Source organism: Lachnoanaerobaculum sp. (genome assembly GCF_057250505.1).
The window spans coordinates 74111-97910 of the sequence record NZ_DBHIEQ010000004.1; the positions used below are offsets into that span (position 1 = coordinate 74111).

Annotated in this window: 17 protein-coding genes and 1 pseudogene; 3 read left to right on the top strand and 15 right to left on the bottom strand. The window is 34.6% G+C overall.

Going from position 1 to position 23800, the window contains the following annotated elements:
• Positions 1–48: 48 nt before the first annotated feature.
• Positions 49–924, top strand: coding sequence for a LysR family transcriptional regulator (locus ACO6FI_RS03040; RefSeq protein ID WP_008753010.1), 876 nt, complete (start codon positions 49–51; stop codon positions 922–924).
• Positions 925–1269: 345 nt separating this feature from the next.
• Here ACO6FI_RS03040 and ACO6FI_RS03045 read toward each other — a convergent pair whose 3' ends face one another.
• The 4 genes from ACO6FI_RS03045 to acgA are packed head-to-tail and all read right to left on the bottom strand — an operon-like array spanning position 1270 to position 4027.
• Positions 1270–2235, bottom strand: coding sequence for a zinc-binding dehydrogenase (locus tag ACO6FI_RS03045; RefSeq protein WP_485456053.1), 966 nt, complete (start codon positions 2233–2235; stop codon positions 1270–1272).
• A gap of 14 nt (positions 2236–2249) precedes the next feature.
• The gene (locus tag ACO6FI_RS03050) at positions 2250–2738 is read right to left on the bottom strand and encodes a pyridoxamine 5'-phosphate oxidase family protein (RefSeq protein WP_485456054.1); all 489 of its coding nucleotides are present in this window, start codon (positions 2736–2738) and stop codon (positions 2250–2252) included.
• A 4-nt stretch (positions 2739–2742) separates the two neighbouring features.
• Positions 2743–3798: a radical SAM/SPASM domain protein, ACGX system gene (gene acgM / locus ACO6FI_RS03055; protein ID WP_485456055.1), complete on the bottom strand. Its 1056-nt coding sequence runs from the start codon at positions 3796–3798 to the stop codon at positions 2743–2745.
• A 34-nt stretch (positions 3799–3832) separates the two neighbouring features.
• Positions 3833–4027 (bottom strand): ACGX-repeat peptide, encoded by a 195-nt coding sequence (gene acgA, locus ACO6FI_RS03060; RefSeq protein ID WP_485456056.1) that lies wholly within the window; start codon positions 4025–4027, stop codon positions 3833–3835.
• A gap of 139 nt (positions 4028–4166) precedes the next feature.
• Between acgA and ACO6FI_RS03065 the strand changes: the two genes are divergently transcribed.
• Positions 4167–5069, top strand: coding sequence for a LysR family transcriptional regulator (locus tag ACO6FI_RS03065; protein WP_485456057.1), 903 nt, complete (start codon positions 4167–4169; stop codon positions 5067–5069).
• Between the two features lie 35 nt (positions 5070–5104).
• Here the strand turns inward: ACO6FI_RS03065 and ACO6FI_RS03070 are convergent, their stop codons facing one another.
• The 6 genes and pseudogenes from ACO6FI_RS03070 to ACO6FI_RS03095 form a co-directional block, all read right to left on the bottom strand.
• Positions 5105–5725: a DUF362 domain-containing protein gene (locus tag ACO6FI_RS03070; RefSeq protein WP_485456088.1), complete on the bottom strand. Its 621-nt coding sequence runs from the start codon at positions 5723–5725 to the stop codon at positions 5105–5107.
• Between the two features lie 39 nt (positions 5726–5764).
• Positions 5765–6205: pseudogene (locus ACO6FI_RS03075) on the bottom strand (Rrf2 family transcriptional regulator).
• A gap of 57 nt (positions 6206–6262) precedes the next feature.
• Positions 6263–7033, bottom strand: coding sequence for a nuclear transport factor 2 family protein (locus tag ACO6FI_RS03080; protein WP_485456058.1), 771 nt, complete (start codon positions 7031–7033; stop codon positions 6263–6265).
• A gap of 728 nt (positions 7034–7761) precedes the next feature.
• Complete coding sequence (locus ACO6FI_RS03085) at positions 7762–9561, bottom strand: AIPR family protein (RefSeq protein WP_485456059.1); 1800 nt, start codon at positions 9559–9561, stop codon at positions 7762–7764.
• 118 nt (positions 9562–9679) lie between these two features.
• Positions 9680–11233: a glutamine-hydrolyzing GMP synthase gene (gene guaA, locus ACO6FI_RS03090; RefSeq protein ID WP_485456060.1), complete on the bottom strand. Its 1554-nt coding sequence runs from the start codon at positions 11231–11233 to the stop codon at positions 9680–9682.
• An 84-nt stretch (positions 11234–11317) separates the two neighbouring features.
• The gene (locus ACO6FI_RS03095) at positions 11318–12325 is read right to left on the bottom strand and encodes a hypothetical protein (protein ID WP_485456061.1); all 1008 of its coding nucleotides are present in this window, start codon (positions 12323–12325) and stop codon (positions 11318–11320) included.
• 316 nt (positions 12326–12641) lie between these two features.
• Here ACO6FI_RS03095 and glmS point away from each other — a divergent pair, with 316 nt between their 5' ends.
• Positions 12642–14483: a glutamine--fructose-6-phosphate transaminase (isomerizing) gene (gene glmS, locus ACO6FI_RS03100; protein WP_485456062.1), complete on the top strand. Its 1842-nt coding sequence runs from the start codon at positions 12642–12644 to the stop codon at positions 14481–14483.
• Between the two features lie 414 nt (positions 14484–14897).
• Here glmS and ACO6FI_RS03105 read toward each other — a convergent pair whose 3' ends face one another.
• From ACO6FI_RS03105 to ACO6FI_RS03125, 5 genes are all read right to left on the bottom strand, one after another.
• On the bottom strand, positions 14898–16055 hold the full coding sequence (locus ACO6FI_RS03105; RefSeq protein WP_485456063.1) for an ATP-binding protein: 1158 nt from the start codon (positions 16053–16055) through the stop codon (positions 14898–14900).
• A gap of 421 nt (positions 16056–16476) precedes the next feature.
• Positions 16477–18435: a DUF262 domain-containing protein gene (locus tag ACO6FI_RS03110; protein ID WP_485456064.1), complete on the bottom strand. Its 1959-nt coding sequence runs from the start codon at positions 18433–18435 to the stop codon at positions 16477–16479.
• 65 nt (positions 18436–18500) lie between these two features.
• Positions 18501–21212, bottom strand: coding sequence for a DNA-directed RNA polymerase subunit alpha C-terminal domain-containing protein (locus tag ACO6FI_RS03115; RefSeq protein ID WP_485456065.1), 2712 nt, complete (start codon positions 21210–21212; stop codon positions 18501–18503).
• 13 nt (positions 21213–21225) lie between these two features.
• The gene (locus tag ACO6FI_RS03120; RefSeq protein WP_485456066.1) at positions 21226–21777 is read right to left on the bottom strand and encodes a hypothetical protein; all 552 of its coding nucleotides are present in this window, start codon (positions 21775–21777) and stop codon (positions 21226–21228) included.
• Positions 21778–21787: 10 nt separating this feature from the next.
• Positions 21788–23800 carry an AAA family ATPase gene (locus tag ACO6FI_RS03125; RefSeq protein ID WP_485456067.1) on the bottom strand — a complete coding sequence of 671 codons (2013 nt, stop codon included), beginning with the start codon at positions 23798–23800 and terminating at the stop codon, positions 21788–21790.

Sequence of the window (23800 nt, forward strand, 5' to 3'; positions counted from 1 at the left end):
TTTATTTATAATTGTGTTATAATGTATTAAACTTTTTAGGAGGTAAGTATGGAAATTCGAGTATTGAACTATTTCGTAGAAACAGCTAACCAAAACAGCATGACAAAAGCGGCAAAAAGATTGCATGTAACACAACCTACTCTCTCAAAACAACTTAAAGATTTAGAAGATGAGCTGGGGCAAAAACTGTTTATCCGCTCCAACTACAGTGTGAAACTTACTTCTGAAGGTGAACTTCTTTACAAAAGAGCGGTAGATATACTAAACATAGTTAATAAAACAGAAAATGAATTTAAGTCTATGAATAATTTTAACGGTGGTGATTTACACATAGGCTGTGCCGAGTCTTATGGAATAACTATAGTTGCAAAAGCCGTTAAATCACTAAGCGATAAATATTCCAATATCAAATTTCATCTATACAGCGGTAATTTTGAAAAAGTTACCAAACAGTTAAATGGAGGACTTTTAGATTTTGCTGTAACGGTACAGAGTCTTGATACCTCCTCATTTAATTCACTAAACTTACCTTATATGGACAAATGGGGCATTTTAATGCGTAAAGATAGCAAATTGTCCAATAAAACAAATATAACTATAAATGATATTTCAAAAATACCTATTATTATTTCAAGACAGGGTTTTTCTGATGAAATGCCGAATGAACTAAAAAACATACAATCAACTCTTAACATAGTAGGCACATACGACCTTCTTTATAATGCAAGTATTTTTGTTAAAGAGGGATTAGGATATGCTTTTTGCCTTGATAAATTGATAGATACAAGTTCAGAAAGCGATTTAATTTTCAAAGAAATTTCCCCACATATCTCATCTCCTATGAAGATAATATGGCCAAGCAAATCCATATTATCAAAGACAGCCGAATTATTTTTAGAAGAACTGAAAAAGAGCTTGAATTAATCTATTTAAAAATTTATTGTGAGTTGGAACTACCCTTAGAAGTCACACCGGATACTTGGGTTTATCCCTTTTGCGTGGATATCGGCTTAGTTTTGAAATTAACTCTATATCCGACAGACGAAATCATATATAGAACTTATGAAAACACAAAACGGTGGTAAACCCAATAAAAATATGTGGTTTGATGAATGGGAGTACCCAAGAAATGTGGGTGTTATTATTGCCGATACAATATCAGGTGGCAATGGAATGATATATTTAGATTACATAGATTGCAGCAAAGACATAGAACCGAAGGTCTCCATCTGTTTACAGGAAGGTGATTTTGAGCTAATTGTTATATCATCAAACTACAATAACAATTTTACCATTTGTCCTATGATTATCCAAATCAATCAGAGCTTCTCTGATATTTTCAAATTTGTAAATGTTACCGATAAGTGGCTTTAGATCTTGATTATCTATAAATGCAAATATATCTTTCAGATCTTTTGCAGTCGGATAATTCGAATGAAATCCTGTCAAATATGCCCCGTTCGGTATCTGTGTGATAGGATAGAATTCAGTTATTGCAAACCCGCCGAGCACTCCCGTCTGACATACAATTCCACCATTTGTAAGACAACTTAAGCTGTCAACTACAGTGCGACCACCAATCAGCTCAAGTACTTTTGTCACTCCACTTACCTTATTTCTTATACTGCCATCCGACAAATCACCTTTATCAAGAATACGCTCATCAGCACCTACATCTTTTAGAAGTTGAAGTTTTGATGACCTATGTGTTGTCGCTACAGCCTTGCAACCCAATGCTTTGGCAATCTGAATTGACACATACCCAAGTGCACAGCTACCGCCTCTAACCAAAAGTTTATCGCCGGGCTCCAGCCTTAGTCCCTCAAACAGTGATCCCCATGCTGTATAATATGTCTCCGGCACTGCTGCCATCTCTTCCCAACTAAGTCTTGTTTCTATAGGAAATACATGACTGATAGGAAGTAGTGCATATTCTGCATAACTTCCATCAAAGCTTCTTCCCATTCCACCCATAAGGGAAGCTACTTTCTGTCCTTTTGGCAATCCGGAATCTGAAGGATCCTCAATAAGTCCGACACATTCAATTCCCGGAATAACAGGCTTTTTTATATAATCTCTTTCTATTTCATATTCCCTAAGAATCTGTTCAGAATGATTCAGACCGAAAGCCATTATCTTTACAAGGACCCATCCGGATTTAACCTCCGGTATTGGAACCTCCTTAAGAAATATATCCTCTGCCTTTGTAGGCTTATCAATTATAACTGCTCTCATATTTGCACATATACCTAATCAAATTTATTAGAAAGATCCCAGTGATGATTTCCAAGTTCTTTTACAAATGTTGCAAAATCAGACTTACATTCAGTCAGATAGTATGCAATAACATGGGATCTGTTATTTCCAAACTGTGATGTGAGGACCTCACTATTTTCAAAACATTTGTTTATGATGTCCTCATCATATATAAAATTTACTTTTCCTGTTACTGTCAAGTAACTCATTGTTTCCTGATCTCCAATGCAAAGTGTAATATATGGATACGCCTGCATCTCCTTATATGAGGTATAAAAGTCTACTGTATCAAAATACAAAACTCCATCCTCCTCGAATTTATATTCAAGCGGTCTGATTTTGGGTTTACCGTCCAGACCAAGTGTTGTTACATATTGCATAGGCCAGTACTTCAATAGTGAAGTAACTGTACCGATACCATCTTCATAATCAAGTGACTGTAAATAGCTCATTGTATTTGTTGTCTTTTTTTTCGATTTCATTGTCTTACAATATTTCTCCGGTCAAATCATTCTTTTCTTTCCAACACTGAGGATCTGCCGCATAAAATGAGCCGCTTGTACCCTTTGCTACAGCAGGACATCCCCTACACCATGCAAGAAGCTCACATTTACTGCATTTACTGAAATTATCATATTCTCGATAGTTATCCAGCGAACTGACCCATACCTTTGCCAAACGATCCTTAAACACATTACCAACCTTGCTTTGTGCAACTCGTCGGCAAGCATATATATCACCTGTCGGTAAAATTGTAATATGGCAGTTTCCACAATTACATCCGTTGTAAATCATTCCCTCCTGTGCATACTCAGGAATTTTAAATTCTCCGGTCTCATACTGATGTAGCGTCCACAAATGATCTTTACGATTAAAATATGTCTTACAGTCTTGAGCCTCATAATATTTAAATTTAGCGTCAATATCTGACAGGCTTTCCCTATACTCTTGTGCAGTCATAGATGCATCCAAATCTCCACCACTTGGAACATATCTTGAGAATGAGAAAATATTAACACCTGTATTTACAACAGCATCTATAATACCGGGAACCTCATTACGATTTGTTTTAGAAACTGTAGTCATAATAACACTTCGAATACCTGCCCTGTTAAGACTTCCTATTTTCTCAAGTGTACAATCATAGGATCCGGGCTTTCTAAACCAATCATGAGTTTCTCTAATACCATCAATAGACATCTGATATTTTTCACATCCATACTCTTTCAACTTCTTACATACATCATCGTTTAGATGGAAAGGGTTTCCCATAATTGTAAACTTGACATTATTTTCTCTAAAAAGTCCTAAAAGTTTCCAAAAATCAGGATGGAGAATCGGATCACCGCCTGTTAAGTAAAAATAAGGTGTACGACCATATGTCTCACAAAAGTCCAAACAATTATTAAATGTATCTTGCATTTCCTGCCATGACATAGACTTTAGACAATTATAATTGCCTCCTGAAAAAATATAGCAGTGCTTACATCTTTGATCACATTCATCTGTTATATGCCACTGAAATGAAAAATATGGCTTCATGATTTCTCCTCCATCCCTTTACTGTTGCTGATACTTACTTGTCAGAAGCTCCGCATGCTGTTCCACACGCTGAAGGCTTATCGGCTGCTCCACATGCTGCAGGTGCTTCTTCCGGCTTATCGGCCGCTCCGCATGCTACAGGTGCTTCTGTCTTATTGTCAGATGCTCCACATGCTGACTGTGCTTTTACTTCCTTTTCATTCCATCCAAATAAATTTTTTAATGACATTTTCATTTCCTTTCTGCAGCTTTGCTGCAATGCCTTTTTGTTTTGCAATATAATATTAACAATAAAATACTTCTCTGTGAAATGAATATATGTTATTATTTATAACTAATAGGAATAAATATAAATAGAGGTTTAGCCAATGAATATAGATCAATTAGAATGTTTTATCAGTCTTGCCAATACACTAAATTACATGAAGACATCAGAGACACTGGGACTGACACAGCCGGCTGTCACAAAACAGATTCAAGCTCTTGAAAATGAACTTGAATGTAAACTCTTTAATAGAACTACAAGGTCGGTAACTTTGACTAATGTAGGTGCCGCCTTTTTGTCAGATGCCAATATCATGATTGACACATATTATCATTCTGTGGATCGTATAAAAAGCTTTCAAAGAAAAGCAAGTCGCTCACTTAGAATTGGATATATGGATCCTCATACTATAAATATTATCAGTCAAATTCTTAAGTCTGTACTGTTATCTCATCCAAATGTTATTCCTGAATTTAGACATAATCAGACAGATGCCAACTTAAGCCATCTGATAAACAATCAGCTTGACCTCATTATCGGTATGAAGGATGCGAAATTTAAAGATGCAGATATAACTTTCACACATTTGCGTGATGAATATTTTTTTGTTGTAATGAAAAATGATCTCCCCTTAGCTAAAGTATTAAAAGACTCCGGTAAAACTTCTGTTACAACAGAGGATTTATGGGATATGAATCAAATCATTTCAATACCTCCTTATCTCCTGAAAAACTTTTTTTCAAGAGGACACCGTATTCTTCCTGTAAATGATAATGTAGATAATGCAATTTGCTCTGATTCAAATGAAACTTATGGGCTTATTTTAGCAGGCTTTGGCTATGCCTATATTCCTGAACATGAGATTATTGAGCACCCGGATTTGAAAGTTTTTGCTTGGGAAGAATCTCCTCATGCTCCATTCGGTATCTATAGTAAGGCATCTGCACTTAAAGACATAACATCCCCTGAATATACCTTTATTCATAATGCAAAAGAAACCTCATAGTATCGTTATAACCGATAAAAATTTTTTCTCCATTTTTACACTCTATCCACTGCACCAACCGAACAAACCGTTAAGCAGTTACCACAATGCAGACAATGCTTATTCTCAATTACATAGGGTATGGTCTCTTGGTTAATGCAATTTTGTGGACAAACTTCCACACACTTACCACATCCGATACAATCATCCGTAATAAAATAACCTTTCATTTCATCTGTTTTAACTCCAAAAGAAAAATTTGCTCTCTCTATCGGTTTTTTAGATAAGTCAAACCATTCTCCTGTACCTTCATAAATTTGAAATACTGTCAGGGCTTTTCTTGATTCAGCAGTTGGATATATTTGATACATATATTGATTCTTTTCAAATAAATCAGAAATTTTTTCATATCCAAGTTCCTTAACTTTTCCTCTTACAGATACCGCCACTCGTGACATTGTGTCCTCGCCTTTCATAGCTGTAAATGCAAGAAATTTCTTGTCCGATAATCTATCATATAAGTTCTTACCTTTTGCGGTCAAAAAATATAAACTTGAATCATCTGCATCCATCATATCAATAGCCGCTGTAACCGGAAGACCTTCACTATCTACAGTAGCAACTATGACTGTATGAATTTCATCTACTATATATTTCAAATAATTCTTCGCTTCCATCATAATTTCTCCTAAAAAACTCCGTTTTCATCCGGAGTCTTAAATCTCTTTTGCCAAAAGCTCTTTCATTCCACTCTTTAGATCATCTAAAGTATATTTCTTCATCTCATTTTCCATAGCAAGTTGAACGGCTTTCAGCTTATCATCCAATAACACATGAATATTTCGACCTACGGGACACTGAGGATTAGGACCGGCATGAAAACTGAACAAATCCCCATTTTCTACCGGATCAATCGCTTCATATACATCATAAAATGTTATCTCATTCAAAGGTCTTGTTATCTCTACTCCTCCTGTACCCCTTGCTACCATAATTAGTCCTGCATTTTTGAGCTGTGAGAGAATTTTTCAAATGATAACAGGATTTGTATTTATACTTCCTGCAAGAAAATCACTTGTAATTTTATACTCATTACCAAAAGTATCCACACAGGTGAAAATATGCAAGGCTACTGTAAATCTGCTCGATATTTGCATAGTAATTTCCTCCTGCTGTCATTCTACACTCTTTATGTTGTATTATCAATTGTTACATTAGAACTTTCCATTTTGATTTTTCCAAGTCTTTTTGTCAGCTATGGTTTCCATAACATCCCAGTGTTCTGCAATTTTCCCATTTTCCACACGGAACAAATCATAGAAGGATGTTGCTACACCCCCAAATGTTCCTTCACTTACTGCAAGTGCATAATCTCCATCAGCCAGTACAAAATAAGTCTTATTATATATCATCTGTATTCCCTGTTTTGCCAACGCTTCAAGTGCAGCACCAAGCCCTGAAAGTCCGTCAGCAATTGCTGTATTGTGCTGAATATAATTATCTTCATCAAAGTATGAAGTAAGCCTATCAGGATTTTCTCCACGAAGGACATCTCCTACAAATCCCTCTACAACCTTTCTTGTCTCTTCCTTATCCACATCTTTCTTCTCTAAGTTGCCGTCAACCTGTGTATGTCCTGACGGATTAGGTTCCGTTTTTGTAGCCAAATTGTCCCAGTGTTCTGCAATCTTTCCTTCTGAGTCAAATCTGAAAATATCAAACGCTACCTGCTCTCCTGCTCCTGCAAAATTATATACCGTCTGTAAGAATACCTTATCGCCATCTTCAAATGCACGAACATTATTAACAGTTGTTTTAACCGGTGCCGATGTAAGATATTCAACTGCTCCTACAAAAGCATCTCTTCCTGTTCCATAAGCAAGATTATGCTGAATGTAACCCTCTGCAAGAAGTTCCCTTGCCTTCATTGTATCTCCTGATGCAAATGTGCTAATAAGTGCCAATGCTTTCTCTTTGTTTGTCATGATAATTTCCTCCTGAATTTGATTTATTGTATTGATGTAACCTTTATTGTTTCATCTTGTGAACTTATATTATCACTATGTGGATGTAATGTCAATAGTTACATCTATTTTTTCCGATATACTTGACAATTGTAAGGAAAGGAAATCAAACTATAAGAATAAAGAAATTACAAAAGAAGTATTGGAAAGTGAACTATCCCGACAGTATGAAAAGATTGTATTCCCTTTGAATAAAATAATGTAAGGTTCTACAGAGGTGGTATCAGAGCAAAAGTTTCTTTCGATATAAATAAGCACAGAAAAAGCACATATCTGAAAGATTATAAGTCTTAAAGTTATGTGCCTTGTTTTATACTATTTTAACTGTTATATATGAAACAAGGATGAAAGTCCCATCAGAAAGATTTTCATCCTTTATTATCAATAGAAGATTCTTATTTACAGACTTTTATTCATAGTCTCGCTATAGAAAAATTTGCATATACTCAATATAATCATGTGAGACCACATTCTTACAATAATTATAGAACGCCCTTTGAGGCACGCTATGGGGCTTAATTACCCTATAGCAGCAAATTAGGTCATCATGTTACAAAAATGCTTGACCACAACAGTTCTACCGACATCTTAGTCGGTAGAACCTCTCATTTTAATTTATACTAAATCTTGACATGAGACCAAATACTTTTTAGTACTCTTGTAATCCATAAATAAAGATGCTGATATTATTATTTAGATTGATTTAATAATTTAGACTCATCATTTTTTAGTACTATTCGCAAATATTCTATCAACTGTTCACAAAACTTATCGCTTTTTAAAGTTTCTTGTATACTACTATGCTTATTTCTCATATATTCTTCTAATGTTTTATATACAATATCTTTTGCCTCTATAAAATATTTATCACAATCATTTTTTAGTTTGTCTACTATGTTTTGGCACTCTGTTTTCATTTTTTTACTTTCAAAACTAGGAACATCTACATCTCCTATTAACAAACATCTAACAACCATAATTATATAGAATCTAATTTTATAATCTTTACTTTCAAACATATCATCTTGTTGCATATTAACAAATTTTACAAACAAATATGCACCAATATAATATATCTCATATTTGTGATTTTTATCAAATATTTTTTTATTATCTATTTTTAGTATATTTGCCGGATTATTTTTATATACAAAGTATGGTTTCTGAAAATACACACTTTCGACTGCTCTAATTAGTCCATGTAATGTTACTACTTGATATTTTCCTTTCATATCCTTTATATCATGACTTTCTCCAGCTCTACGCTCATAAAACATTTCTAATGGCATATCCCTTGAGTACTCAGAAAATATAAGCTGTAGCTCTTTATGATATTCACCTAATGCTATAAATGCTTCATCTGGAACTGGACTCTGTCTATTAGTTGCCTTAACAATGCTAGCAATAATCTCTGGTTCAATAGTATAAATTATTTTAACAGGAACAAATATATCTTTTGCATTATATCTACAATTAAATATTTCATTACTAGTTTGGCACCCATTAACAATCTGAAAATCTGATAGTTCGTATTGATTTGCACCTAAAGAACTCACAGATTTTGTTATTATAGTAACTCCATTATTTAAAAGTATAAATTTATCTCTATGCTCTTTACTACTAATGGTTTCTCTTATTTCTGCGTTGACACGATTACTAACTCCTTGATAATCTCTAACATTATCATAAAATATCCTCCTCCGGATACCTCCATCTAAATCACAAATAATATTTAAGTAATCCTCACCAGACAAATATCCTAAGTAGGCTTCTTTAACACCTTCAATCTTTTCTAAAGTAATACAATTTTTAAGATTGATACGTGCCTTTACACTATTTGTTATTTCACGATATGACGTCAGTATATACTCTCTTCCCAAAACTTTGATCTCAATATTTTTAATATCACTATTGCCTAAATCATTTTTTTTCTCTACATCCTCACAAATACTATTTATTATTTCAGGCTTGTCATCATTACCTGCTGTAACATAATAAATATGGCACTTAGGAGATCCGCTAGTACAAAGTTTATAATTATCATACTCGAACAATTCATCATATATTTGTTTAGCATTCATTATATTCTCATTTTTCTCAGAAATTTTATCAAAGTCATTCAAAAAAAACTTTGAGGCTGTGATTGTTTTTAATAGATCTCCGCTATCATATTCCTCGCTAGTTTTCGATTGTATAAAAATAATATCAACATCTAATTTCTTTGATTTTGAATATGTCTTTATATCATCACTACTCAATACCAAATTGCCATTTACAACAAATGCAATTGCATCTAAGCCAAACTGCCCTTTATCATCAATCACTACCACATCCAAATCACCTCTATCTGAAAATGCATCTGGATGAAATTTTGATATCAATAAATAATTTATCAAATACTCAAATTGTTTTGTAGTTCCTAGATTTTCTAAACTATACTTTTTAGTAAAATCCTTTAAACAACCTTCTAAAATCCTACTTAATGCCAATATTACCCTCCATATTTGCTTAAAATCGCTTATTTATTGTATAAATAAAATAAATATACTTCTATTCAGTATAATTACTCAACTCTAATATATACTTATATTACAATAATAATTACCATTACTCCAACTCAATAGTCCCCGGTGGCTTACTTGTTATATCATAAAGTACCCTGTTTACATGGTCTACCTCATTGATAATCCTGTTGGTCACCTTTTCAAGTACTTCCCAAGGGAGTCTTGCAGCCTCTGCTGTCATAAAGTCTATTGTCTTAACTGCACGAAGTGCTATAGCATAGTCATAAGTTCTGTAATCGCCCATTACTCCTACGCTTCTCATATTTGTAAGAGCTGCAAAGTACTGGTTGATTTCCTGTGAAAGTCCTGCCTTATCTATCTCCTCACGGTATATAGCGTCTGCATCCTGAACTATCTTTACCTTCTCGGCTGTAACTTCACCGATAATTCTGATTCCGAGACCCGGTCCCGGGAACGGTTGACGAAATACAAGATGCTTCGGTATACCAAGCTCAAGTCCCACCTTTCTTACCTCATCCTTGAAAAGATCTCTAAGCGGCTCTATGATTTCCTTGAAATCAACATAGTCAGGAAGTCCTCCTACATTGTGATGTGACTTGATTACTACACTCTCTCCACCAAGTCCCGATTCTACAACATCAGGGTAAATTGTTCCCTGTACCAAGAAATCTACCTTACCTATTTTTTTAGCCTCTTCTTCAAAGACTCTGATAAATTCCTCACCTATTATCTTACGCTTCTTTTCAGGCTCGCTTACACCAGCAAGTTTTGAATAGAATCTTTCCGCTGCATTTACTCTGATGAAGTTCAGCTTATAATTGCCGTTCGGTCCGAATACAGCCTCAACTTCATCGCCTTCATTCTTTCTAAGAAGTCCATGGTCTACAAATACACAAGTAAGGTTTTCACCTACCGCCTTGCTGAGCATTACCGCAGCAACTGATGAGTCAACACCGCCTGAAAGTGCACAAAGTACCTTACCGTTGCCGACCTTTTCTTTGATTGCCTTTATACTGTTTTCCACAAAGGCATCCATTTTCCAGTTACATTCACATTTGCAGACATTCTTTATAAAGTTTCCAAGCATTACAGAGCCATATTCCGAATGTAAAACTTCAGGGTGGAACTGAATTCCATATAGATTCTTTGCTGTATTCTCATATGAAGCTACAGGACAGTCATCACTATGTGATGTAATCTCAAATCCTTCACCAATTTTACTTATATAGTCTGTATGGCTCATCCATACAATGCTTTCCTTAGGCACATTCTCAAACAATGCACTGTCAGCCTTATCAACTGTAAGCTTTATTTTACCGTATTCTCTTACGCTTGCCTTTTCTACCTTTCCGCTAAGCAGATGCTGCATAAGCTGTGCACCGTAGCATAGTCCAAGTACAGGAACCCCAAGTTCAAAAAGCTCCTTTGAATATGTGGCCGAATCAGGCAGATAGCAACTGTCCGGTCCTCCTGTAAGTATGATTCCCTTCGGATTTTTCTTCTTGATATCTTCTAAAGGGGTTTTATATGAGTAAATCTCACAATATACATTGTTCTCTCTTACTCTTCTTGCAACTAATTGATTGTACTGACCTCCAAAGTCCAAAACAATTATAAGCTCCTGCTTTAATTCCATCTGTATCTCCTATACTTGATAAAATAATTTTACTTACAATAATATATCCTAAATAGTAAAAAAACGCAATTATTAAGTTGTCCTTTAATGCTTATCCTTTGCAACGCTTGTTGATATTATAAAAGCCCTCATATTCTTATTTTCATCAATTCGTATATAGGCATAATACTCATTCCAGAATATAGAATCACTGTTGGTACGCCATGATATTCCATATACCGAATCTGTAGGCTCAGATTCATCCGGTATCATCCAAAGTTTCTTTTTAAAAAGCTTTCTTAAATCATCTGTATAAAAAGTACCCAACAGACTCAAATCACCAAGCTTAACATCTATATTCGAACTTTTAAGTGCATCTTTACAGTCCTTATCCATATAGAAATTCACGACCTTGGCATCCTTTATATCCACATCTTTATTAAGGCTTCCATACAAATCTATCGCACCTATAAGTGTACTATCTTTCGCCAATAAATATGGCGCTCCCCTTAAGGTCTCTCCGGTACTTCTATATCCCTTTTCTACGGTAATATCCTGATTTTCGTCATATTTGGTATACGAGCCGCTTGTCAGCATTTCACTGTATTCATATGTATTCTCATCATTCATTACATATATGTCAAAGCCTTTATCCAAGAGGTCTGAAACACTTGTTTTACTCATTGTTACTTTCATATTTCCAATAGTCATTACAGGGGGCTTTACCGGCACGCCTATAAGAATATACCAAAAGCATAAATAAACAAATAGTAAAGCCAAACCTGAAAGAGTAAGTATAACATTAGTCTTACGTCCGCTTGCATTTATAAGTGCTCTGACAGGTATAGCTACAATCATACCTCCAAGGGACGCAAAAGCCGGTCCGACATAACTCATAAGCTTTATTACTGTTAACAGTACAATAGCTATAACCAAAATATGAAAAAACAAGTCGCTGATTTTTATTTTACCAGTACCGCTTTGAGATTTTTTCTCTCCGCTTATACCGTACTCGGAATTTTTGTTAAGCCTTCCCATCAACCAAATCAATATAGCAATATACCAAAATCCCAGAAATACCATTAACCCTATAAATATTAATCTGACACTCATTCTTATCCCTTCCCTTACTGCATTTATATAATATTATTCTACCATATTTTGTATGAATTTTTTTAATGTTTGCAAAAAAGCATTCCAAATTTCATTTTGATGTGTTATCATAACACAAATTTTTCTTTACTGAGGAATGAGGAAAAATTAGCGCCATGACTTCGGGGAGTCCCAAGTCGACGAGGTAAACAGTTATCGAAAGATTCGGCGGATGCTGTTTCGGAGTAGTGCATCGTAAGAGGAAGAAAAAAAGCGAAATCAAGATCGTAACAAAAGCTTTCTTCGCACAATAAACAATCAAATAGGAGAAAATACAATGTGCGGTATTGTCGGTTTTGTTGGGCAGGGGAATACAAAGGATATTCTACTGTCCGGTCTTTCGCGTCTTGAATACAGAGGTTATGATTCTGCGGGAATAGCTCTTTATTCAAGACCTTTCACTGTGGTAAAGGCTGTAGGTAAATTAAAAAAATTGAAAAAGAAGGTCGCAGCTTCCAAAGGATGTGAGCTTCCCTTCTCTATGGGAATCGGTCACACACGCTGGGCAACTCATGGTAAGGCTGATGAAAAGAATGCTCACCCACATCTGTCCATGCATAAGGAAGTGGTGTTGGTACATAACGGTATTATTGAAAACTTTGCGGATTTAAAGAACTTTTTACAAGAAAAAGGCTACAACTTCTACTCAGACACAGATACGGAAGTGGCTGTAAATCTGATTGAGTATTTTTACCTACAGGAAAAGAATATCTTAAAAGCACTCCTCGCAGTACAAAAGGAGTTGAAGGGTTCTTACGCCTTTGCAATTATGTTCAAGGATGATGCAAATACACTTTATGCCATGAGAAAGGACAGTCCTTTGGTTGTAGGAAAAGGTGAAAACGGATTCTATCCGGCTTCCGATGTCTCAGCTTTTCTTGATTATACCAAGGAGTTCTATAAATTAGAAAATAAAGAAATTTTAAGCATTACAAAAAATGAAATACATATATACAACAAAAACGGAGAAGAGGTAAAGCGCTCCTCCACTGTCGCAGAGCTTGACAGCAGCATGATTCATAAAGGAGAATATCTTCACTTTATGGAAAAGGAAATCTTCGAGCAGCCTCAGGCCGTACAGGATACTCTGCTCTACTCCTGCGACAAGGAAAATAATGAATTTTCCTATGAGGCATTCTCAATGAGTGAAAAAGATTTCCGAGATATTACAAGGATTAGGGTCATTGCGTGCGGCTCCGCCTACCACGCAGGATATGTATTAAAGTCGGTTTGTGAGAGCTTGGCAAGAGTTCCGGTACAGGTGGAACTTGCAAGTGAGTTTCGCTACAATCACCCGATTTTAGAAGACGGAGAACTGGTAATAGGCATCAGCCAGTCGGGAGAGACTGCGGATACTTTAGCCGCAATAAAGGAAGCTAAAAAATTGGTGGCTAAAACCCTTTCCATAGTAAATGTAAACGGCTCAGCCATTGCCGGTGAATCCGACTTTGTATTTTATACACAGGCAGGACCTGAAATTGCGGTAGCCACCACCAAGGCCTACAGTTGCCAGCTTGTTGCAGGCTACATTTTCTCACTGCTGTTAGCTAAAGCAAAGGGCAAAATTAAAGATGAAGAGGCTCATAGACTTAAAGAGGAGCTTTTCAATCTCCCCGGTAAGATTCAACAATGTCTTTCACTTGACAGTGAAACCCTACCTATGGCAAAAAAACTGAAGGATGATAAAAATATTTTCTTTCTTGGAAGAGGTCTTGACTGGGCAGTCTCCATGGAAGGAGCTTTGAAGCTTAAAGAAATCAGCTATATTCACTGTGAAAGCTACAGCAGCGGTGAGTTAAAGCACGGTACCATCAGCTTAATAGAAAAGGACAGTCCTGTGATTGCTCTTCTTTCTCAAGAGGAGCTTGCCGCAAAAAGCATTTCAAATATTCACGAGGTAAAAAGCCGTGGTGCCAAATGCTTTGCTTTCACTATGGAAGATATTTCAGTAGAGGAAGACGACTTTGAAGAAATACTTAGCGTCCCGAAGACCCAACCTCTCTTTGCCGGAAGCCTTTTGGTAGTTCCGCTGCAGTTTCTTTCCTATCAGGTAAGCCTCTTAAAGGGCTTAGACCCTGATAAGCCGAGAAATCTGGCAAAGTCTGTTACGGTGGAGTAAACTATAAATTTTAAAATCGAGTACAATTAATCAAAGTCTATGACTACTTAAGTTGTAGACTTTGATTATTTTGTCCTATACCCCGGTAGTCAGGGATTTCATCTTGCTGACATCCTACATCACTGCTCCATTAGAATCTACCCCCGCCTGCATTATAGCCGGGCCGCGAATTACGGAAGTATCATTGTCCCTTCTTGCAATCACAGCATTGTCATCTGCATACTAACATCCTTGACTATTTCTACAATATGTATCCACTACCGTCCCGATAGACATCATGGCGTACTGCAAGCTCCCACAAGAAGTAGTGTACCAAGTGAATGGTATTCAGTTATCAGAGAACGCTTGCTTGTGTCCTTGCATTTATAAGTTTATTTGAAAGTCCTCTGATAATTATTGTATTCCTTTATTTTCTTATTTATCTAACGATTCCGGTTCTAATAAGAAATCTTCTATTCCAATATATAGGATTCCATTTTCGTCATGCCAAGGCATAATATTGTCTCTTACGACAACAATCTTTTTGAACGAATCTGATACTCGAACAAGCGAATTGATTTCTTGTAGTCTCTTAGATTCATCCTCAACACTGAGTGCTGATTGCACATAGTATTGCTTACTTCCTTTATTCGCTACGAAATCAACTTCTAACTGAACTCTTTTTGATTTTTTGTCTTTGTCTCGATAGTTGTATTCCACAACACCAACATCAATATCAAAATCCCTAGCAATTAGCTCATTGTAAATCACGTTTTCCATGATGTGATTTTCTTCCTGTTGTCTAAAATTCAGTCTGCCATTTCTTAATCCAACATCACTGAAATAATACTTCAGTGGAGTGTCAATATACTTCTTCCCTTTAATATCATAACGATATGCCTTATTTAAAATGAACGCATCAATAAAGTAATCAAGATATTTACTTATGGTCGCAAGTGCGACCCGTACTTGTCGCATTGACTGGAATGTATTGGACAACTTATTTGGATTCGTAAGCGATCCAATGGCCGATGACACAATATTTAATAATTCCTCCAAAACATCCTGATCATTTTCAATCTTATTATGCTCCAGCACATCAGAAATATAGGTCTTTGAAAATAGATCCTTTAAATACTTACTTTTTTCTTCATGCGTTTTTAAAGACAATACAAACGGCATTCCCCCATAGGTATAGTATTCTCTCCACGCATTTCTCTTATCCCCTTCGTATGCAGAATAGAACTCTGCAAAAGTAAGTGGATTCATACGAATCTCATCTCCACGCCCTCTAAACTCAGTTAAGATATCTGAAGACAACATCTTTGAATTGCTACCTGTTACATATAAATCCATATTTTTCAGCTTCATTAATCCTAACAGCACATCAACAAATCCGATTTTAGCCTCTTTGTCATCTACATACGGATTCTGAATTTCTGACACCTTTTGAATCTCATCGATGAACACATAGCACTTCTGCTTTTTATCAGAAATAGCAGCTCGGATATATTGATCAAGTTCCATTGGATTTCTATATTTTGCATAACTGATTTCATCCAATGCCAACTCTACTATATTATCTTCTGACACTCCGGTAGATACCAAGTACTCGTAAAATTTTTGCGTATTGCTGCATTTTTATGATGAGTTGTTATCATCACTCTTACCTATAGTATCACTTTTATAACTCTCTCTATTTGCGACAGGTACCAATCACGTCAAGCAGTTTGTTTCTTGCTTCTACACGCTTACAATCATGGCCTAAAAGTAGATAATCAATACTTACATCTAAAGCACAAGATATTTCATCTAGTGTATCTATTGAAAACCTTCAGTTCTCACTCAGAATATATTTTAGATGTGCCAAGCTTCCATAATCTTTCTCTGCAAATTCCTCCTGTGTCTATCCCTCCACTTTAATTTGCTTACGGATTCTTTCTCCACACTTCTTTACGTCATAATAAGTTTTTCATTTACCTTCAATCTAAAATTTCAAAATTTTTATCGTGTTTTAGATTTTATAATTTTCGATTATCTCTTCGATGAAGTTTTCAAATTCTTGTTCAAAGGCACTATTATAATATTCCTCTAATAGATTTTTCGCCTCTTCAAAGGTTTTACAACTATCAAGCTCAGCTTTAGAGGGGCATTTTGAAAATATCTCATCCGCCTTATTTAAATTTTTTTGACTTACTGAACCATATAAAACGTTTGCTTGTCCTGATAGTTCATTTTTTATCATATCAATTTTATTCCTAATGGTTTCATTTCCAATTTTTTTATTCAAGTTCGGATCTAATTTAATATAATTCCCTATATAGCATACCTTGGAGTATATTTTTTGTTGATATTCAAACTCAATTACTTCTTCTCCACGATATTTGGTACTTATTTTTCCACTGGCATTAATTGCAAAATGTTCATCATTACATACAAGAGGATTTCTATACTTTACGTAATCTGCTATTTTTGGCTTACATTTCGATGAAGAAATATTATAGGTTTCTATAATTGCCAGAACTCTAGAAGCCTTGTATTTACCAATATTTTTTATTTCATCTTTATCCCTACTAACCACATTCTTGTTCAGCTTGACCTTACTTGATATTGACTCAAGATATTTTAAGCCTCGTTTTGTCAACTCTTCCATCCAGTTATTCTTCAAAACAATTGGAGCAAACACTTTACTCTGCTTATCATTAGGATTTCCGGCTGAGAAAACAGTTGCTAAAACATTTATTGGATATATCAAATAATACTCTTCTTTCGAAGCCTTTTTATTTTGAATCACGTCAATAAAGTATTTCATTAAAAGCATTTTAGGAACAACATCAGAGCACTTCAGAATATCTTGTATTATAATAAAAATCGCATCATAACTATTATCATCTAATTTTGCACCTTCATTAAAATAACCTTTAAAATAAATGCTTGGTGACTTTCTTGAATTCGAAACTGTTTCACAAAATTGTTGAAACTGCTCTACTCTTTTAAACATACTTTTGTAATAATTTGGTTCCTTAACTAGAACCTCAATATCGGTCCCAAGGTCGTAAACTTTATCATTAATTATTAGTTTTTTATTAAGCTTATAGTCCTCCGAAATACTTTTAATTTTATAGTTTGTCACTGGTCCTAAAGTACACAGCATATAATGCAAGAACATTGATTCTTTAGGGTATTGGATATTATGTTCATTTTCGTACCTAAAACAAGCTTGCTGTATCTTTTTCCAATATGTAGCTGCATTATCATATTGCTCTCTAAATGCATACGCTTTTAATATATCAGAAGGTTGTAATTTCTCAGATTTATTATTTATATCTATGAAATAATCTGCACATACTCGTTTTGCGCTAGGATCATTCTTATTTGTATCTGCAATTAGAATATTAACGGTACTCTCTAAAAGATTTTTCTTAAGAGTATCTCTATCAATATTCGACATACCATCAATATTTTGCTTTACACATTCCCATAAGTCTTTAATTCGACTTTCTTGTTCTAAAAAATCACTTACTCTATACTCTTCAATATGACTTTCTTCGATTTCTGAAGCAAACTCATCAGTCAATACTTTCCAGAAATACTTAAATGTGTCGTTTTCAAAACCACAATATGTAAATTCTTCACCTGTATTCTCATTTTCTTTTTGAAAAATTCTTTTGAGAATCATATAAAAGACAGTCATTCTTTGTTGCCCATCAATAATCTCAAAGTCTTCTTCATTAGAGCTACTGACAAGTAAAATACCTAAAAATTTATTTCCAACTAATAAATCATCAATAAGTACTTGAAGATTATTTCTTCTCCATTGAATTTCTCTCTGATATCCTGGAATAATATATTTTCTTTTTGAATTTAATTTATATTTTTTTGAATTCTCTCCATTATCAGAATACATAATCGTAGTTTCTGATTTTTTCAGCAGTTGATCAATATAAATAACACTACTTATCAAATGGTTCACTTTTTTCTCCTTATCTTTTGCTGTGTACTATTTTCCCAAGCATATTCCTGTATTATTTATCCGGCTTAGAAAAATTCTTCTTGGAAGAAATCCTTCTCTCCGTTTGAACTATCCATAAGTGAATCAATATACTCGTCTAGAGAATCTGTAATAATATCATCCCACGCTCCAGATGATTTTACTTTTTCTGCAATCTTCCACGTCGTTATACTCGTTCCAAACATTTCGTTCAGCTTATCCGTGAGCATATTCAATGTCATTTTCCCATATCCTTGTGTAATCCATTTACATATGCTTTGAAGATTCAGATTTTCACTGTTTCTAGATAAAATAATGTTGCCTGCAACCCTTAAAGAACATGTTCCTTCCTGTTGTCTCATGATACAATTACACATCCAAATATTTGAATTCAGCTTATCAATGATTGACAATTTAGAGATTTTATCCCAAATGCTTTGTGCATTAAAATAATCCTCCGTTACATAACTTGAAAGTAATTGCTGAATATCTTGAATTTCATCAAGTGACAATCCATAATCTTTATTTACTTTGCTTAGTGAAAAAAGAATTTTGGGTGATACTTCAATATACTCCAAAGATCTTTTCTTTTTATCCAATGCTGATGTAAATGAAGATAAACTAATCAGTCTTGGATCGAATTTTGATAAATCAATGACAACCTCAGAAAATATTTCCGAATCAAAAAAATTCGTAACACTACCATATAATGATTTATACGCATAACCTGCATTAAGAGTATATCCGATACGCATAAAAGACGTCGCATTTAATGCATCCTCCGATGAGTTTATGCAGATATTCCTAAAGATCTTTTCCAAATCATCAATAAACCATATTTTTGAAGATTCTAGTACGCTAATAAAAGCATCAACATCTATTTCATTGATTTCTGGTACATCAATAGCATATATTCCGTTAGCTAAATAATTAGAGAGGAAATGCGAAAGTACTGGATTCCCAAGTGCACTATCTTTTCTCACTCCAAATCTTTCTTCATATGCTGCGTAATAATCATAATATTCTATGGGAGAAAGCTCTTTTAGCAAGTGTAAAGCTTGCCTTTCTTCATCTCCATCTCCAACTATCAATGTAGGAATTCGGCGACATGTAATGCCGTTTTCTCTTGAAAAATCTTCCGCTGTTTTTATCAAACAATATAATTCATGTCCATCACGAATATCGTAATCAATCATAACATCCGGAAAATCTCGCCATATTAATTCAGCTGAGATTACCAAATCTTGGTATATATTAAAATCAATTTCTTTGCCTAATGATTTACAATCAACATTTAAATATCTAAATTTATTATCATTATTAAAAACAATATTTTTGGCAGTTCTTAAATGATTAGTAAGAGTTCTAAGATTTAGCTTCAGCTTTTTACTATCGTATCCATATGTCAAAATATATTGATTATATAATGCTTCAAATTCTTCCATACTAACAGAAATGTCGGAATTGTTCATCAGTACCTTATAAACCATTTTCGTACGAGAAACAGAGTCCTTTTCAACTCTTTGGGCTTTTTCTAAACAAAATTCTCGGATTCTCTCAACATAAGGTCCTGTATATCCCTCTAAAGAGTCTTTTGATAATATTTGTTTCCCGTGCTTATATCGTTGAGAAAGATATTCATATCCCCACTTGTCAATCTCTGGAAACAGAACAATCATATCTTTTTTATCGATATTAAAATATTCAAACGGAATTCTAAAATAATCCTCAATAAGCAAAGGAAATTTGTCTATCTGTTTTGCAGCAATTTGCCTTACTCTCTCTCGGGTTACATCTAGCAACTCTCCAATCGTTTGTAACGTCTCACCATCAAGCTTAAAGTATATTATGGAATGTACTCTTTCATCGAGCTGTGCAGATATAGATTCGAAATAATCCCTGACATTTTGACGAGTAATAACAAAATACCCATACAGGTTTTCACAAATATTCGATTCTAACAATCTATCTATAATTATTTTTGCACTAAACTCTAACGATAAAGACCCCATCATTTCACCAAAGTATTCTTCAGTGACAATTCTTCCGTTAAGCATTTTAATTGCCAACTGTTCCAACACCGAATGCAGCAGTTTAAGTTCAAATAATGCAATAAGATTATCGCTATCAACACTTTGAAATCCATTATTTGTAATTCTGTCGTAATTTCTAGACATCAAAGCCGCTTGTTTTAAATCAAACCAATATACATATCCAATCGGCTTAATCAGCTCACATATTTTCTTAAAATAATGATCTTCTTCTGATAACTCAGCTTTTTCACCCCTAATACATGGAAAAATTTCATTTTCTTTAAGCCAATGTTCTCTCGCATCGAGGATGACTTGTTTTGATTTTACACCAAGGTTTTTTATCTCATCCAAATCATTAACAGATAACTTAACTACCTCATTAACTGTAGAAACTCCAATTCTTTTTAAACCATTATAGGCTCTAGTAGACAAATTCAACTCTTCTATTGTGTGAAAGCTCATGAATTCATATTGTTCTGTGGTAAAAGACGCAACAACTTCTTTCACATCATTTGTGTCTCTACTTTCTATCTCTAAATTGCCCTTCTCAATACAGTCAATTAAAGTAGAAATTTCTGAAACAGTTTTGGCTCCTACATTCCTCTGTTCTGAAATTTCTTCTATAGAAGCAGCCAACAATTCATCAATAGTATTGATGTTCATTTTATGTAAAACATGAAGTGCCCGAACAGACAACCCTGTATTTTCGTTGGAAATATCGCTCATTATATTACGTCCTCTAATATTCTGGTATCAGGAGCTGACTAGCTTCCTCATCTCCCTGCCTATTTTCGATTAACAGTTTTTGATCAAACACTGTTTTATAAGCATAATCTACAGCATCATCCATTGATATGGTTGCATTCGTAGAAAATGCTTCATAGAGAATTTCAATACCTCCCAACACATATGAATTAAACAAATTCAATGCATCTTTCATAGTTGAGACTTCCTCCTCTGATACCGGAGGAATTGCAATAGGATCTAATTTATCTCTATATCTAAAACAAATGTTCACACGATCTTCTGTTGCCCAAGACTTCGAGGTTTCTGAAAGAATAATGGTCTTGAATAATTCATTACACCTAACATACTCTGTGTTAAAAGCATCTGAATAAATTCTTGCCCTATCACTCGAATCACTTATCTCACCTTTTTTTTCATTTAAAGCTCCAAGAACTGCGCCAGCCATGTATACATCAATATATCTTTTGAATGCTTTCGTTTCATTTACTAAATATTTTATATAAGTTGCATGCTTCCCATATATTGTGTAATCGCCCTCAAACATAAATTCCACCTCAATTTCCAATCTCTGTATGAGATTCAGTTATTTTTTCAAGCTTGCAATACTTTCCAACTCTTCCTTCGATAACTGGTTCTGCATATTGCCAGTCCTTTTCCATAACAAACATAATCACTTGATTAGCAACCTCTGGAAGAATTATGGAAATATTCTTTATGTGTGTTTGGTCAGCATTCGAGAAAGGCGCATCCATTACAAGTGGATAAGCTTCATTATCCCAGCTAATTGAATCTATAGGCTTATTTCCTAAAGTAGCTTTCTCCTTTGCTAAATCTACTAATCCAGCAATAAAAGCAAAGTTCTTAACACGTTTTAATCCTTCTGACTCACCTGTAATAATTTCTTTACCATTAATATGTGCAAACAATGTTACATGATACTGTTTATCAATTTGGACTCTTCTTTCACCGTGATACATTTTAGAAAAAATATCATTGACACGTTCCTGCAATTTAGAACGCATTTCTTGTTCTTTTTCTACATAGGTTTCATCAATCCACTCACATACCTTCTCAGCATAGGCAATATAACGAATAAGCCTTTGATTACGCTCAGACGCAGAAATCAAACTATCATAAACCTTTCTTGCAGATTCAATTGCGCTTTCACAGGCACCAATTTCCTTATTACAACGATCTTTTTTCTCATTCATTCCTTTAATAGCAGCCTTTATTCTATTCATATCAGCTTCATAACTGCTCATATTTTCTTTTCCAAAGATGCTACTATCAATTTTCGAAATTTCATCTTCTAATCTTGCAATATCATCTCTTAGTTTTTGAATTTCTTTGTACTTTTGATCGATGGTTGGATAAAACTGCTCAGAAGCTCTCTTTTCTGATATCGTTAACTGCTTGAAATTCCGTATATCGGTTCCCAAGTGTGCAGGTCTCAAGTATTGAAGTTCACTCAATATATGAATATAAGCCTCATTTCCATTATCTGTTCCCGATGGGCTGATAATTGGTGCACCGCATATACATCTTCCACGCTTAATTAAATCTCTAACTGAAGCTTCGGTCATATCGCGAATACCTTTATCATCAATATTGGCCGACTTCAAATACTCTTCAGCATCATCTATCAATGGCAAAGAAAAATATCCGATTATTCCATTATTATAAAAATCCAAAAACAGTTTATTGTACGATGCTAATTCTGATTTTTTTTCTTCAAGTTTCGCTTCATACGATTGTTTTTTCCTTTGTAGCTCTGAAGTACTTTGGTTATCTCTCAATATTTCTGCAATTTTTTCTTTTTGAGAATTTAATGAAACTAATTCTGCCTCTGCATTTTCTATTTCCTTAAGTAAACGTTCTTTTTTGTCTTCTTCATCAGAAATAGTCTGCTGAGCATCTCTCGCTCTGTCATCGCCGTCAGAATCAAGAGCAGAATTCCAATGACCAATAACTGTTGACTTAAGAGTTCTACTTCCTAAATGCTTACGTGCATTTTCCACAGGTGCTAAACCCAAAAGTCCTCTAACGGCATCAGATAAATCTTTTCTTGTGCTAATGTCAGAAACACGCTCTGTATCAAAGAAAAAGTATCCTGCTAAAGAATGTGGAAGAATGCTATTGATAATTGCTCGCTCTTCACCCTCTCTTACTTGCTTCGTTATCCCTTGTTCTTTGTATGAAACCGTAAGTTGATCGCCTAATGCACTCCATGATCCACATGCTCTATCGATATACGGGCGTTTTCGAGCAACAATATACTCCATATCTTTATGTATTATTACTAGCTCAACAGAAACTTCACACTTTTGCTGTATACCAACAAGTTCTTCAGCCAATTCCAAATTCATAAGGAAATCAGGATTACTATCTTTCTGAAAATCCGCAAAGCCATATAAGCACCAGTTAAACGCTTGTAGAATTGTTGTCTTTCCAAATGTATTATCACCTAATAACACAGTTACATTTTTCTCTACATTGCAGGAGAATAAAAGTGTCTGTTTACCTTTAAACTGGCGAAAATTGTTCATTGTAATGCTTTTAATCAACAT

Excerpts from the sequence above, each read along its gene's own strand:
- ACO6FI_RS03040 (WP_008753010.1), top strand. The coding sequence starts at position 49 with ATGGAAATTCGAGTATTGAACTATTTCGTAGAAACAGCTAACCAAAAC.
- ACO6FI_RS03045 (WP_485456053.1), bottom strand. The coding sequence starts at position 2,235 with ATGAGAGCAGTTATAATTGATAAGCCTACAAAGGCAGAGGATATATTT.
- ACO6FI_RS03050 (WP_485456054.1), bottom strand. The coding sequence starts at position 2,738 with ATGAAATCGAAAAAAAAGACAACAAATACAATGAGCTATTTACAGTCA.
- acgM (WP_485456055.1), bottom strand. The coding sequence starts at position 3,798 with ATGAAGCCATATTTTTCATTTCAGTGGCATATAACAGATGAATGTGAT.
- acgA (WP_485456056.1), bottom strand. The coding sequence starts at position 4,027 with ATGTCATTAAAAAATTTATTTGGATGGAATGAAAAGGAAGTAAAAGCA.
- ACO6FI_RS03065 (WP_485456057.1), top strand. The coding sequence starts at position 4,167 with ATGAATATAGATCAATTAGAATGTTTTATCAGTCTTGCCAATACACTA.
- ACO6FI_RS03070 (WP_485456088.1), bottom strand. The coding sequence starts at position 5,725 with ATGGAAGCGAAGAATTATTTGAAATATATAGTAGATGAAATTCATACA.
- ACO6FI_RS03080 (WP_485456058.1), bottom strand. The coding sequence starts at position 7,033 with ATGACAAACAAAGAGAAAGCATTGGCACTTATTAGCACATTTGCATCA.
- guaA (WP_485456060.1), bottom strand. The coding sequence starts at position 11,233 with ATGGAATTAAAGCAGGAGCTTATAATTGTTTTGGACTTTGGAGGTCAG.
- ACO6FI_RS03095 (WP_485456061.1), bottom strand. The coding sequence starts at position 12,325 with ATGAGTGTCAGATTAATATTTATAGGGTTAATGGTATTTCTGGGATTT.
- glmS (WP_485456062.1), top strand. The coding sequence starts at position 12,642 with ATGTGCGGTATTGTCGGTTTTGTTGGGCAGGGGAATACAAAGGATATT.
- ACO6FI_RS03115 (WP_485456065.1), bottom strand. The coding sequence starts at position 21,212 with ATGAGCGATATTTCCAACGAAAATACAGGGTTGTCTGTTCGGGCACTT.
- ACO6FI_RS03120 (WP_485456066.1), bottom strand. The coding sequence starts at position 21,777 with ATGTTTGAGGGCGATTACACAATATATGGGAAGCATGCAACTTATATA.
- ACO6FI_RS03125 (WP_485456067.1), bottom strand. The coding sequence starts at position 23,800 with ATGTTGATTAAAAGCATTACAATGAACAATTTTCGCCAGTTTAAAGGT.